Annotated in this window: 14 protein-coding genes; 4 read left to right on the plus strand and 10 right to left on the minus strand. The window is 29.2% G+C overall.

Annotated features, from left to right (window positions below; all coding sequences use genetic code 11):
* Nucleotides 1–205: 205 nt before the first annotated feature.
* The 4 genes from ACZ451_RS01235 (at nt 206) to ACZ451_RS01250 (ending at nt 5,351) form a co-directional block, all read left to right on the plus strand.
* Nucleotides 206–2,452 carry a lantibiotic dehydratase family protein gene (locus tag ACZ451_RS01235; RefSeq protein WP_464215254.1) on the plus strand — a complete coding sequence of 749 codons (2,247 nt, stop codon included), beginning with the start codon at nt 206–208 and terminating at the stop codon, nt 2,450–2,452.
* Nucleotides 2,449–3,321 (plus strand): thiopeptide-type bacteriocin biosynthesis protein, encoded by an 873-nt coding sequence (locus tag ACZ451_RS01240; protein WP_464215255.1) that lies wholly within the window; start codon nt 2,449–2,451, stop codon nt 3,319–3,321. The genes ACZ451_RS01235 and ACZ451_RS01240 overlap by 4 nt, the downstream gene beginning before the upstream one ends.
* Nucleotide 3,322: 1 nt before the next feature.
* Nucleotides 3,323–5,020: a helix-turn-helix domain-containing protein gene (locus ACZ451_RS01245; RefSeq protein ID WP_464215256.1), complete on the plus strand. Its 1,698-nt coding sequence runs from the start codon at nt 3,323–3,325 to the stop codon at nt 5,018–5,020.
* A gap of 106 nt (nt 5,021–5,126) precedes the next feature.
* Nucleotides 5,127–5,351, plus strand: a complete 225-nt coding sequence (locus tag ACZ451_RS01250) for a hypothetical protein (RefSeq protein WP_464215257.1) — start codon at nt 5,127–5,129, stop codon at nt 5,349–5,351.
* A 183-nt stretch (nt 5,352–5,534) separates the two neighbouring features.
* Here ACZ451_RS01250 and ACZ451_RS01255 read toward each other — a convergent pair whose 3' ends face one another.
* From ACZ451_RS01255 to ACZ451_RS01300, 10 genes are all read right to left on the minus strand, one after another.
* Nucleotides 5,535–6,653, minus strand: a complete 1,119-nt coding sequence (locus tag ACZ451_RS01255) for an efflux RND transporter periplasmic adaptor subunit (RefSeq protein WP_464215258.1) — start codon at nt 6,651–6,653, stop codon at nt 5,535–5,537.
* Between the two features lie 37 nt (nt 6,654–6,690).
* Complete coding sequence (locus ACZ451_RS01260; protein WP_464215259.1) at nt 6,691–7,950, minus strand: ABC transporter permease; 1,260 nt, start codon at nt 7,948–7,950, stop codon at nt 6,691–6,693.
* Nucleotides 7,951–8,017: 67 nt separating this feature from the next.
* Nucleotides 8,018–9,268 carry an ABC transporter permease gene (locus tag ACZ451_RS01265; protein WP_464215260.1) on the minus strand — a complete coding sequence of 417 codons (1,251 nt, stop codon included), beginning with the start codon at nt 9,266–9,268 and terminating at the stop codon, nt 8,018–8,020.
* Between the two features lie 119 nt (nt 9,269–9,387).
* Entirely contained in the window at nt 9,388–9,600 is a 213-nt protein-coding gene (locus tag ACZ451_RS01270) for a hypothetical protein (RefSeq protein WP_464215261.1), read from the minus strand.
* A gap of 14 nt (nt 9,601–9,614) precedes the next feature.
* Nucleotides 9,615–10,148: a DUF420 domain-containing protein gene (locus tag ACZ451_RS01275; RefSeq protein ID WP_464215262.1), complete on the minus strand. Its 534-nt coding sequence runs from the start codon at nt 10,146–10,148 to the stop codon at nt 9,615–9,617.
* Between the two features lie 2 nt (nt 10,149–10,150).
* Nucleotides 10,151–10,894, minus strand: a complete 744-nt coding sequence (locus ACZ451_RS01280; protein WP_464215263.1) for an SCO family protein — start codon at nt 10,892–10,894, stop codon at nt 10,151–10,153.
* 3 nt (nt 10,895–10,897) lie between these two features.
* Nucleotides 10,898–11,524 carry a hypothetical protein gene (locus tag ACZ451_RS01285; RefSeq protein WP_464215264.1) on the minus strand — a complete coding sequence of 209 codons (627 nt, stop codon included), beginning with the start codon at nt 11,522–11,524 and terminating at the stop codon, nt 10,898–10,900.
* 151 nt (nt 11,525–11,675) lie between these two features.
* A complete protein-coding gene (locus ACZ451_RS01290) occupies nt 11,676–12,053 on the minus strand; it encodes a cytochrome C oxidase subunit IV family protein (protein ID WP_464215265.1) in 378 nt (125 codons plus the stop codon).
* A 57-nt stretch (nt 12,054–12,110) separates the two neighbouring features.
* A complete protein-coding gene (locus ACZ451_RS01295) occupies nt 12,111–13,091 on the minus strand; it encodes a cytochrome c oxidase subunit 3 (RefSeq protein WP_464215266.1) in 981 nt (326 codons plus the stop codon).
* Nucleotides 13,092–13,239: 148 nt separating this feature from the next.
* On the minus strand, nt 13,240–13,824 hold the full coding sequence (locus ACZ451_RS01300) for a cytochrome c oxidase subunit 3 (protein WP_464215267.1): 585 nt from the start codon (nt 13,822–13,824) through the stop codon (nt 13,240–13,242).
* Nucleotides 13,825–13,836: the final 12 nt, after the last annotated feature.

A 13,836-nucleotide genomic window follows, 5' to 3' on the forward strand; every position in this document is an offset into this window, starting at 1 on the left:
ATAATATCTTTTCTCATTTTTAAATATTTTTTAACTCTTACAAAACTGCCCTTTAAAAGTTTAAAAATCAAATACTTAAAATCTCGATTCATAAATATCGACTCTACATTCATGAATATCGGCAAAGTTTATTCAAAAATTTTATGTTAAATGATGGCACCTCTATAATTAGAAAATCATATATTTATTTTTACTACCTAATTCTATGAGCCATAAGCATAAACATAACCTCCCCTATAGTGCCTTTACAACATATTGTCTTCGCTCTCCTATATTACCAGTTAATTTTCTAAAAAAACTAACTAAAAAAGAAAAAATTAAAGACGAAGATTTAATTGAGGCATTAAATATTCCTTTGATCAGAGAAGCAGTATTCTTAGCTTCACCAGAACTCTATTATAGATTAGAAAAATGGGCTAAAAATGAAATAAAAGAAAAAAGCAAACAGCTTAGAATAAAATATTCTTTTTTAAAGTATTTAACAAGAATGTCTACTAGATGTACGCCTTTTGGCCTTTTTTCTGGGTGCTCCTATGGCCGTTTAAAAAAAGAAACAGAAATTACTCCTTATAATTATTCTAAATATAAAAGAGTGACTAGATATGATATGCATTTTTTAGTACTGCTTTCAGATTATTTAGCAAACCTACCATATGTAAAAAAGCAACTTAAATTTTATCCTAATTCTACTTTATTTGAAACTGGTGATCGATTAAGATATGTTGAATATAATTATGTAAAAAAACAAAGAGTCCATAGTTTAGAGTCTATTTCAAATTCTAAATACCTTCAAAAAATACTAAATTTTGCTCAAAAAGGTGTAACTCTTCAGCAACTACTTCAATTATTATTAAAAATGGATATTGAAAAAGATCCAGCCAATAATTTTATAACAGAGCTAGTCGCTAATCAGATTCTAATAAATGAACTAGAACCTACAGTTTCTGGAAATGATTTTTTGGAGGATATTCTAAATTGCCTAAAAAAACTAAAAAAGACTAATAAAGAAGTTACTCTTATTGAAGAATTAAAATCTGAATTGTTAAAAATTGATGATTTATTGGGGAATGATATTAAGGCTTATAATAAACCCAAAAGTTTAATTGAGGATCTTAATATACCTTTTGATGCAAAATTTCTTTTCCAAACTGATACTTTTATAAATCTTGAAAAAAATAATTTAAGTGATGATGTTATAAAAAAAATTAAGGACGGTATCGTATTTCTGAATAGCATAACGACCCAAGTAAAAAACACAAATTTAGAAAACTTTAAAACTGCTTTTATCAGAAGATATGAATATGAAAAAGCACCACTATTAAAGGCTTTAGATATAGAATCTGGTATTGGTTATGCTAGTAACGTAAGCTCAATAGAAGCTGGTTCTTTTTTAGACGATATAGAACTAGGTTACAACTCTATGTCTAAAGAAAAAACCTATACGATGTCTTCTTTTCAGCAACTTCTACTACAGAAATTAAATCATTGTATTGCACATCATGAAAATTTAATTGAATTTTCAGAATCTGATATTATTAGCGAATCAATTGATTGGGAAAATATACCCACAACAATGGCTACACTTGTTGAAATAGTTAAAGAGGAAAACGAAGAAGCTATTTTTATGGATTTTGCAGCTGGACCTAGTGCTGCAAGTTTATTGGCTAGATTTAGTTATGGACAGGAAGAATTACTAAAGTTAGCAACAGATATCACTAAAGAAGAAGCTAACACAAATCCAAATAAAATACTTGCCGAAATTATTCACCTTCCAGAATCTAGAACAGGTAATATTTTAAGAAGGCCACATCTTAGAACACATGAAATACCATGTTTAGGGAAATCTAGTTTAAACAAAGAACAACAAATCTCATTAAATGATCTTGATATAACTATAGAAAAAAACACTATTAAATTATATTCAAGAAAATTAAAAAAAGAAGTTGTTCCAAGATTAACAAATGCCCATAATTATAGAGCAAATCCTTTACCAATTTATCATTTTCTATGCGATTTGCAAACGCAAAATACTTCTCACTTTAGTTTTGCTTGGAATTCTTTTTTTAATCAGTATAACTATTTACCCAGAATAAAGTATAAAAGCATTATCCTAGCTAAAGCCAGATGGAATATTAAAAAAGAATCTCTTTTAGCAATATTAAAAGTAATAAATGATGATGATATACTAATGGAAAAAATACTAATATGGCGAAAGAAAAATAAAATACCTAAGTGGGTTCAACTTGTAGATGCGGACAACACACTTGCTGTTAATCTAGAAAACATAACCGCTACTAGAATGTTTTTAGAAACTATAAAAAATAGATCTAGATTTGTATTAGAAGAGTTTTTATTTGCTTCTGATACAGTTGTAAAAAACAAGAAAAGTAATTTTTGCAATCAGTTTTTAATAGCGTTTTACAAGAACCATTTAAATAAAAAATCTAATTGATACTACAACGGAAATTTTTTTTAGGTGATGAATGGCTTTACTATAAACTTTATTGTGGGATTAGATCTGCTGATGATGTTTTAATAGAACTGATAGGCCCTTTAATTAATAAACTAAAAGAGCAATCTTACATTGATAGTTGGTTTTTTATTCGATATAACGACCCAGAACCTCACATTCGCTTACGCTTTCATATCGTTGATATTCGTAAAATTGGAATCATAATTTCGTTGGTAAAAGAAAATATAAAATTTAAACTAGATGAAGGTTCTATTTGGGATTTACAAACAGGAACTTATTGCAGAGAAATTGAAAGATATGGCACCAACACTATGCTATTATCTGAAAAACTGTTTCACCATGATAGTAATTTAATTCTATATGCTTTATCAGCAATTCAGCACGAAGAACACTATTTTATGTATATTTTAAAATGCGTTGATCGTTTCCTTAATGAATTTAACCTAGCTATAGAAGAAAAATTAAATTTCTGCAAGAAAAATGCTGACGCCTATAAAAATGAATTTAGAATTGAAAAAAACTCTAAAATTAGTATTGATAAAAAATACCGTAAAATAAGAACTGAATTAGAAAAGTTTCTAAAAGAAGATGATACCGAATTTAAAGAATATTTTACGGCTATAACAAATAGAAATTATGAAATTAAAAAAGAAATTAAAGCAATATTAAAGCACGTTAAAGAAAATACTTTGGATATTGATTTTAACGATTTTATAAGTAGTCATATCCACATGTTTGTAAATAAAGCCTTTAGTTCTAAACAGCGTTTTTATGAATTATTAATTTATGATTTTTTAGAACGATACACAAATTCTTTCCTGAAAAAGAAAAAAACAGCTCCTAATTAAGATGAAAAAACACCTTAGTATATTCTTAACCCTAAAAATTTTAATACTTAATACTATTTCTGCACAAGAAAATATTGTAAATATTGATTCTTTACAATTAAAAAGCTATGATTATTTAGCTGAAAGTTATGGTAAACACTATAATGATAATGATAGTATTAAGGCAAATATCTATGCCAACGTCTACTTAAAAAAAGGAATAAAGAATAAAGATAGTCTTAAAATAACAGATGCTTTCTATTTCTTGTCTTATGTAAACTCGTACAAAACATCTTTGGCATATATTGATAGTGCTTTTATTTATGCTCCAGAATATTATTATGCAACAATTCACCTACAAGAAGGCGGTTTACATTATCAAGCAGGAAAATATAAAAGTACTTTAAACAGCTATATTAAAGCAAAAAAAATTGCAGATAGTTTAAACCAATATTTATTATTTTCAGAAATTGATTATTCTATAGGTTTAGTAAAAATGAGGATTGGAGACTATAAAGATGCTTTAGTTTCATTTCAAAAAACGTACCAATATGAGGTTAATAATTTAGACACTAGTTCTCCATATAGTTATTTAACATGTACAAACGCATTGGCAATTACGTATTGGCATCTAAAGCAAACAGATTCTGCTACTTATTATACTGATCTTGCTATTAAAGAAGCAAAAAAATATAAAAGTCCATATCATTTTAACGAAGCTAAAATTGTAGCTGGCGAAATAAATTATACATTAGGAAAATATAAAGATTCTAGAGATTCCATCACAAAATATCTGCCTTTAATAAAAAAATCTCAAGACAGTTTTGACTTAGCTATAACTCATCTCTATTTAGGCAAAAGTCATATGAAGTTAAATGAGTGGAGTAAAGCATTGGAGCAATTTAAAAAGGTGGATACCATTATACAGAATAAAGGGATATTTATGATAGAATTGAAAGAAAATTATAATATCCTTTTTAATTATTATAAAGAAAAAGAAGACACTGAAAATCAACTAAATTATTTAGAAAAGTTAATAAATTTTGATAGCATTTTGTATAGTGAAAATACTTACTTAAATAAAACTTTATTATCAGAATATGATATTCCTAAACTAACAAAGGAGAAAGACAAGCTAATTAAAAAATTAAAAGAAGGTGGTACTAAAAAAACAAGAACAGTTTATTTTCTTATTTTTTTAAGTCTCATATTTCTTATTATTGCTATATACTACTATGCCAAAAGATTAAAAGATAAAAAACGTTTTGAAGAGTTATTGAAAAATAAAGTTCCAGTTTTAACAGTTGTTAAAAAAGATAAAGAAGTAACAAATAGCATCCCAGAACATCTTATTGACGAGATTTTAGAAAAAATTGTCGTTTTTGAAAAAAAATATGAGTATCTAGATTCCGCTATGACGCTTAATGCTATGGCTAAAAAATTAGAAACAAACAGCAACTATCTTTCAAAAATTATAAATATATACAAAAACAAAAACTTTAGCACTTATATCTCAGATTTACGTATTTCTTATACTATAGAAGCGCTAAAGGAACAACCTAAGTTACGTGAATATACCATAAAAGCTATTGCTAATGAGGTAGGCTTTAATAATTCTGAATCGTTTACTAAAGCATTTCTTAAAAACACAAAACTCTATCCTTCTTATTTTATTAAACAATTAAAAAAGAAAGAAAGTATAAATCAAAACATAGCGTAGCAAGTTATCGAAATTCATGAATTTTGGTCGACAATACTAAGTATTTGATAGTTTCTTAGCTATATTTATAAAAAGATAGAATCATACAAATTAAACTTAAGAAATTATGAAACACAAGAAATTTGAAAGTCTAGATTTAGACAAAAAACAAATCACAAAACTCACCAATTTAAATCAAATATGGGGTGGGAAACCATACCACAAAGAACCATATACTGCAACATTTACTGGAAACACAAAAATTGACACTCTTACAGCAGGTAACAATCCCCAAGGAGGTAGAGATCGGACACGATTGACAACAAGTAGTATTTGTAATAAATTCAAATAATTAATTTTATTGTTTTACATAACTAAAATTTATAATATTATTTTTCAAAATAATATTATAAATTTTAGTTATGTATTCTTAACTGTAGATAATAAATATATTTATAATATAAATGATTGAGACAAGGACTGAGGATATGTAACCAAAATTCTGTTGAAAAGAGCGTTTATTTAACTTAATATATTAATTATCTTCTTTTTTCTTTTCTTCTTCTATTTTATTCCAGACTTTTATCTTATCACTAGATGTTACTCCTGACTTAACTTCTACGTAAATTCCATCGCTAATTCCCAATTCCAAATATTTCTTTTCAAATTTGGCATCTCCCTTTTCAATTTCTACAAAGGGCTTCTTTGTCTTATCTTCAAATTGTACTAATGCTTCTTTTATGGCTAAAACACTATCTACTCTTGCTAAAATAATTGAAGCATTGGCACTTAATCCTGCCCTAATAAAGACCGAATCTTGTTTTTTTAAAGTTCCCTTTATTTCAAACTGAATTGCGCCATTTTCCTCTTTACCCTTAGGAGCGATATAATCTAAGACTGCATCAAATTTTAAATCTTCTATAGCTCCTACTGTAATTTCTAGAGGTAAATCTTCTTTTATTTTCCCTACTTCAGATTCATCTACCTTTCCTTCAAAAATCATTTTATTTACATCTGCAATAGCTGCAATGGTAGTTCCTTCATTAAAATTATTGCTTTCAATTACCTGATTCCCTACTTCTACTGGAACTTCTAAAACCATCCCACTTACCGTAGCCCTAATAAGTGTGTTTGCAGCTTTACCAAAACCTTTTGTGGTTCCTGTTTTTACAATATCATATCTTTTATTTGCTGCATTATAAGATTGTTTTGCTTGATCTAAAGTTACTTGTGCACGTTCTAAATCTACTCTAGAAATCACTCCTTTATCGAATAACACTTTTTGCCTCTCATAATTACGCTTTTGATCGAATAGCCCTATCATCATTTCATCTATAGTGTTTTTAGCATCGTTAAGTGCATTTAAATTAGGTACAATCTTAATTTTAGCTAATAAATCGCCAGATTTTATCTCATCTCCTCCTTCAACATAAATTTCTTCTATAACTCCAGAAATATTAGGTTTTATTAATACTTCTTCCAAAGGTAAAATACTTCCTGTTGCTACCGTTTTTTTGATAATATTTCGTTTAGATGCTTGTTCCGTTTTATAAACTACTGGATCTTCAGCATTTTTTTGATATAAATAGTACATAGCAGCTCCAAAGACAAGGAGAATAAGAAATAAGAGGATTCTGGTTACTGATTTTTTCATTTTATGTTATAATGTTGATTGATGTTTATGTATTCTATTATTCTGTTCTTAATGCTTCTATAGGCCTCACTTTTATAGCTCCATTAGCAGGTATAAAACCTGCTAAAAGTCCAGAAACAACAAGTATCGTAAGTGCTACAAGAATTACTCCTACGCTTACACTTGGGTTTAGAAACATATCTACAGGGCCTACACTATCTAACAATGTATTAATTCCATAAATAAGCAATGCTCCAAAAATAATACCGACCATTCCTGATATAATAGTTAAAAAAATAGACTCCATTAATATTTGGAGTTTTATAGACCAAGGGCTTTCACCAAGGGCTCTACGAATCCCTATTTCTTTTGTTCGCTCTTTAATTACAATTAGCATAATATTACTTATTCCAATAATTCCAGATAATAACACTAGAATTCCAACAAAATATGCTACAAATTGTAATGCTCCAAACAAGCTTTCTACTCTATTGAACTGTTGATACAAATCAAAAAAGCCTATAGCACGTTTATCATCAGGATGTACTTTTCTACTTTCCTTAACCAGTTGAACAATGGTTTCACTAAGGCTACTTATAGAACTTCCATCTTTAGCAGTAATGGCCATCCAACCTACATTATCTGATCTATTAAATGCTTGCGAAAAAGTAGTAAAAGGCATAAAAATTTCTCTTTCGCTATTTTCTCCTCCCCCATTGTTTGTTTTTTCTTTATAAGTACCTACAACCATAAAACTAATACCATTTATTTTTATGTAAGTTCCTAAAACTTCTTCATCTTTTTTATATAGATCTTGGCGTATACCATCACCTATAACAACAGTCTTTCGGTTTTCTCTTATGTCATTGTAGTTTAGGAATCTTCCATGCACAACATAAATAGGTCTTTGCTCAATAATTTCAGGATAATCTCCAAAAACTCTATAACTTCCACTTTCTAATCCTCTAATAACATTATCAACATTACTTTGCCTTCCTGAGCTATTTCTAGGAGAAACAATTCTTAATTGCGGTACATTTCTTTTAATTAATGCTACATCTTCTAATTTAAAATTAAAACTTCTACCTTCAGGAAGTCCTTCATAAGGCATAGATGTAGGCCTTGTCCACATAAACATCGTATTTGTGGCTACACCATTAAAATCTTGTTTTACTCCATTTTCTAAACCTTTACCCGCTGCCAGCAAAATAATAAGAATAAAAATACCCCAACCTACACCAAAAGCGGTAGCAACCGTTCTTAGCATATTACTAGAGAGTACTTCTAAAATTTCTTTCCAACGATCTTTACTAAACATCTTTTTGGTTTGTTAAGCTTTAACGCTTATATATTTATGTGTTCTTTTTTCTTTTAATTTATATCGATTATTCATCACGTAAGGCCTCAATAACTTGGACTTTTACGGCTTTCCAAGCAGGAAAAAAACCTGCTATTGCTCCTGCAATAATTAATAATATTACGGTTGAAAAGGCTACATTAAAGTTTACAGATGGATTCATAATGTAATCTACTTTTACACTAGGACCAATAAGTTCTAACAATCCCATACTAAAAATTAGTCCTGTAAATCCTGCAATTGCAGTTACAAAAATAGCTTCGTGCATAATCATACCTATAATAGACCAAGGTTTAGCACCCAAGGCTTTACGGATACCTATTTCTCTTGTCCGTTCTTTTACTACAATTAACATAATATTACTTACGCTTACTACACCTGCAATAATCGTAAAAAACCCAACCCCCCAAAAGAAAGCTTTTATTCCTCCTATTAAAGAATAATAGCGTTTTGCTTCTTGGATTGGGTTCCAAATACGAATAGCAGCTTTGTCTTCTGGAGCTACTTTATGTTTTTGTTTTAAATACGCTAATAACTCTTCTGTAAATGCTTCATTTTTTGCTATTGTAGCATCATATGAAGCTAATTCTGGAAGCATAAAATTCATATTATTGAGCTTATCTCCTCCATTAAAAGTAAGCTGTGCTGTAGTTATCGGAATAAAAATGCGCTCTTCTTCACCTTCATTTTTTCCATACTCTCCAAAAACACCTATAATTCTAAAACCCGCTCCCGAAATAGTTAAGTATTCTCCTAACGGAGTTTCTACATCCTTAAAAACTTCTCTTCTAATTTTATTACTAATTACCGCAACTTTAGCATTCTCATGAACATCTGTATGATTGATATACCGACCAGCTGATAAAAATTCGTTTTCTATTGTTTGCAAGTCACCATTGGTACCTACTACATTGTAGGGAAGGTTATCATTTTTGTAAACTACCTGAACATTTCTAGGAAAGTATAACATAGAGGCTTTTTCATAGCCATCACTCATAGCTATGGATACCGTTTCAAAATTTTCATTTCTTAGTTGTATTCTTCTTCCAGGGTTTAAGCCTTTATACTCTTTAGTAGTTCGTCTTGGCCATACCCAAATACTAGTAGCAGCGTCTTCTTTAAATTCTTCAGCAATACCATTTTGCATGCCTTGCCCAAGGCCCAATAAAATAACGAGAATAAATATTCCAGAGGCAACAGAGAGTCCAGTTAAAAAAGTGCGTAGTTTGTTCTTACGGATAGTGTCAAAGATCTCTTGCCATCTTTCAATATCGAACATTTGTTTCGCTTTTGTTAGTTTATAAGTAAGCCTCCAAACCCTACTTGTTATATAGACTACATAAAAGCTTAATTTGTTACAGTAAAATTCTTAAAAAAACGTTAAAAAAATAGGTGTGATTATTTTTTCATCTTTTTAAAAACAAAAAAGAAAAGTCCGGCAACCAAGATATATGGAATAGCCATTAAATAAATAATACCATTATTTACACCTTTAGCTGTAGCATTACCTTCTTCACTCTCTAAAACAGCTCTACACATAGCACATTGCGCCTCTGATAATTGCGGAATAAGAAATAATAAGAAAAATAATATGTATGCTACTTTTTTCATTTTACAACTCAAAATTAATGTACATAATATGGAGAAATCATTAGATAAACCACCACTCCTGTAATGGCTACATATAACCAGATGGGAAATGTAATTCTGGCTAATTTTTTATGTGCCTCATATTGCTTTAAATATGCTTTTGCATAAGTTCTTAATACTAAAGGAATAATAATGATTGAAAGTATAATATGTGTGATTAAAATAAACAGGTATACATACTTAATAATTCCTTCTCCACCAAATGAAGTAGAATCTGATGTCATATGATAAGCAATGTACATGAATAAAAACACTAAAGATAATGCTATACAAGTGGTCATTAACTTTTGATGTAAAGCTTTTTTTCCATTTTTAATTGCGACTAAGGCAACTATAAGAGTAATTGCAGTAAAACCATTAATACTTGCATAAATAGGAGGTAAAAAACTTAAGGGTTTTACATTTGGTATTTTAACACCAAATAATAATGCTACTACTATGGGTACTACAATAGAAACTATAGTGATTAGTTTATTAAACTTTTTCTCTTTTATAGTTTTTTCATCCATATTTATTCTTCCAATAATTTTTTAATATCTGCTTTTAACAAACTAATTTGTTCTGTTTCACCCTCATCATTCTGGCCTTCTTCTTCTGTTATAGTTCCTCTATAATAAATAATAGGGTTTCCAAATTTATCTACTCTAGAGCGGATGTATCCTTTTTTATCTATTAAAGCAAACATTCCAGAATGTTCAAAACCTCCTGGAGCATCAGCCTTTTCGTCAACATAGATATTAAAGCCGGCATTAGCCAAATTATATATCTCTTTGCTATCACCGGTTAATAAATTCCAATCTAGATCCGTTATACCATATTTTGCGGTATACTCTTTTAAAACCCTAGGTGTATCGTATCTAGAATTTATAGTAAAGGATGCTATTCCAAAGTTTTCAAGCGTTTTAAATTCTTCTTGAATTTTAACTAGGTTTTTTGTCATTATTGGGCAGATCGTAGGACAAGTGGTAAAAAAGAATTCAACAACATGTACTTTCCCCTTATAATCTTCATTAGATATTAATAAACTATCTTGATTCATAAATGTAAAAGATGGCACTTTACGTTTTGTTTTCTGTCCAATACTATCAATAGTTTCAATATAAGATAAGCTACCACTATTGTCTCTTACATTCATCCTATCATTTTCTACAACTGTTCCTTTATTTATTCTCTCTATAATTCTTGGTATTGCTATAATCCCAAAGATTAAAACTATGAAAGAAACCCAGATATAGGTATAATTATTCTTTTTCATAAGCTATCTATCTGCATTGTTTTTCTTAAGTGCCATTCTGTATTCCGCTAAAATAATTTTAACATCATCTTCCATCTTATTATTTAATTCTGCCACAGAAGTGGTATTAAAACCATATAAAACAGGTTCTTTTTCTTCCTTTTTTCGCCCTCTTAGGTTGCCATCTTTATCTATAATAAAAACATAAGGTGTTCCTAAATTTGTATCTAAGGCTAAATTGGTTTTTAAGCTATTAAATGTATTTTTAATTTCTTCAGCTGTTGCATAGACAAATTTCCATTTGCTAATATCATTTAAGTTTGCTAAATCTTTTTTTAAAGCTTTTATTTTACTTTCATTTCCTTTTGGAACTAACATTACAAACTGAAAATCATTAAACTCATAAAACCTGTTATAGATTTTTTGATTAAGATTAAATGCATTTCCTTTTTTTAATTCTATATCATTACCTAAAAAACCTAAAACACTGATCTTATCTTTTAAAGTAACAGCATCATCTATTGCATTAATGTCATTTACGTTTTCGGTAAGTATTGGTAATTTCCCAAAGTTATTGACGCCCGAAGCAAAAAAGAGATAGGCAACTAAAGGAAGAATAAAAAGTATAACTAAAACAAAGGTCTTTTTCATAGTAATTAGTATGTTGTAAACAGTGCCTAAAATTAATTTAAGATAAATACTATAATTGTACTAAATAATTATAAAAACATAGGTATACAAAAATAAAAAAGACGGTCTTTAAAACCGTCTTTTTTATGATTTATTATAACATTATATGATGCTAAAAGTTCCATTTTACAAAACCATCTTTATATATTTCGTAAATATAATCGGCTTCTATTAGTAATATAAAAGCTAAATAGCTTACTAGAAATATTGGAGTCCAAACAATAGCTCTTCTTAAAGCACTTTTTTCATCCCTTAAGTGCATAAAATCCCAAGCAATATAGTATGCTTTTACTAGAGTTAGGATAATAAACACCCAGTTTAAGCCTTTCATCCCTAAAAAAGTGGATTTTATTAAAGACTCTGGCTTAATAATTCCTAAAACAACTTCTATTGCAGTTATAATTGTTAAGAATATAAGTACACCCCAAATTTTTTGTGTGTTCGATTTAAATTTAACTAGACCTCTAAATATTACTAAATTATGTCCCATTTTTTGTAATCTTTATTTTTATATCTGCGCTTAACGCATACAATTCTTAATTTTAATTTACACCAAGTAGAAAAAGGTAAATACAAATACCCATACCAAATCTACAAAGTGCCAATACAAACCAACTTTTTCTACCATTTCATAACTACGTCTTTTCTCGTAGGTTCCTAAAATAACATTAAAGAAAATAATAATATTAATTAATACTCCTGAGAATACGTGGAAACCGTGGAAACCAGTAATAAAGAAAAAGAAATCTGCAAACAACCTACTTCCATATTCGTTATGCACCAAATTAGCACCTTCTACAACAGCTACTGCATCGTTTAATTTCTTTAAAGATGCTGTTCTAGACAGTACAGTTTTTTCTCCTTCATCATTAATTTGTTCTGTACGGATTAAAAGATCCGAATTTGCTTTAAACCCAGCAATAACTTCTTTTACGCTATAACTTGGCAAAGCAGTTTCATCTGAATACCAAATACCGTTTTTACGTTCATGGTTTACTCGTTCACTTGCTAATTCTTTAGAGAAACTTGCGATTGACACATGCTCTACTGCATCACCATTTTGTTTTACAAACTGTAAAATTCTTCCTCCCTTGGTTTCTAAAGCGCCATGATCTCCTTTTATAAATGTATTCCACTCCCAAGCCTGAGAACCAACAAATATAGCCCCACCAATAATGGTAAAGAACATCATCCAGATGACTTTATTTTTTTGCATTTTATGACCCGCATCTACTGCCAAAACCATAGTTACAGAAGACATTATTAAAACAAATGTCATAAATGCTACGTAGATCATGGGATAACTTTCATGAGTAAACGGAACGTGGGTAAATACTTGATCGGCAATAGGCCACGTTTCTATAAATTTAAACCTTGAAAAACCATATGAAACTAGAAAACCTGAAAAGGTTAAAGCATCAGAAACAATGAAAAACCACATCATCATTTTTCCATAACTCGCTCCAAGTGGCTGATTACCGCCACCCCATACATTTTCGTCCTCTCCCGTTTTTACCGTAGTATCCATAAATATAATTTCGCTTTATTAAAAATTTTTACAAATTTACATCTTTTTCATGCAAACAAAATCCTTGTTTTTCAAAAAATTTAGAAAAAATTAAGATTTTACACTTCTTTCTACCAAAGAACGCCTAAGAATCTATATTATTTCTTTTTTAAGGCTTATAGAATGCAAAAAATAACATTAAATACACCCAAAGCAAATCTAAGAAATGCCAAAAAGTTGCTCCTAATTCTATCCCTAACATATTTGTTGGTGTATACTTGCCTCTAAACTGATTTACCACCACAACTAGTAATGAAATAATACCAGCAATTACATGCAGAATATGCACCATGGCTATTAAAAAAATATAAGAGGTAGTAATACTGCTAGAAGGTCCTGTAAAGTAATACCCTTGATCTGTAATTTCTGAAAAACCTTTAAACTGAAAAAAGATAAATACAATCCCTAATCCTAAAGTTACCAATAAAAATAGTGTACACATTTTACTTTTATCAGATTTCATAGCTCTTTGCGCTAAAATATAGCTAAGACTGCTCGCCACTAAAACCCCTGTGCTTATATAAAACGCTGGTGGCAAATTAAAATTATGCAACCAATCTTCTCTTGCACTACTTACAATATATGCACTTGTCCAACCAGCAAAAGTCATTAATAGACTAACAACGCCAAACCATAGCATCATTTTTTTTGACCTATTTACTTTTTCTTGATTTGTGCCTTCTGTTAAATTCATTTAATACTACTT

The organism is Allocellulophaga tsushimaensis, assembly GCF_055383085.1.

Coding starts and splice junctions, on each gene's coding strand:
- ACZ451_RS01235 (WP_464215254.1), top strand. CDS start 206: ATGAGCCATAAGCATAAACATAACCTCCCCTATAGTGCCTTTACAACA.
- ACZ451_RS01245 (WP_464215256.1), top strand. CDS start 3,323: ATGAAAAAACACCTTAGTATATTCTTAACCCTAAAAATTTTAATACTT.
- ACZ451_RS01250 (WP_464215257.1), top strand. CDS start 5,127: ATGAAACACAAGAAATTTGAAAGTCTAGATTTAGACAAAAAACAAATC.
- ACZ451_RS01255 (WP_464215258.1), bottom strand. CDS start 6,653: ATGAAAAAATCAGTAACCAGAATCCTCTTATTTCTTATTCTCCTTGTC.
- ACZ451_RS01260 (WP_464215259.1), bottom strand. CDS start 7,950: ATGTTTAGTAAAGATCGTTGGAAAGAAATTTTAGAAGTACTCTCTAGT.
- ACZ451_RS01265 (WP_464215260.1), bottom strand. CDS start 9,268: ATGTTCGATATTGAAAGATGGCAAGAGATCTTTGACACTATCCGTAAG.
- ACZ451_RS01270 (WP_464215261.1), bottom strand. CDS start 9,600: ATGAAAAAAGTAGCATACATATTATTTTTCTTATTATTTCTTATTCCG.
- ACZ451_RS01275 (WP_464215262.1), bottom strand. CDS start 10,148: ATGGATGAAAAAACTATAAAAGAGAAAAAGTTTAATAAACTAATCACT.
- ACZ451_RS01280 (WP_464215263.1), bottom strand. CDS start 10,894: ATGAAAAAGAATAATTATACCTATATCTGGGTTTCTTTCATAGTTTTA.
- ACZ451_RS01285 (WP_464215264.1), bottom strand. CDS start 11,524: ATGAAAAAGACCTTTGTTTTAGTTATACTTTTTATTCTTCCTTTAGTT.
- ACZ451_RS01290 (WP_464215265.1), bottom strand. CDS start 12,053: ATGGGACATAATTTAGTAATATTTAGAGGTCTAGTTAAATTTAAATCG.
- ACZ451_RS01295 (WP_464215266.1), bottom strand. CDS start 13,091: ATGGATACTACGGTAAAAACGGGAGAGGACGAAAATGTATGGGGTGGC.
- ACZ451_RS01300 (WP_464215267.1), bottom strand. CDS start 13,824: ATGAATTTAACAGAAGGCACAAATCAAGAAAAAGTAAATAGGTCAAAA.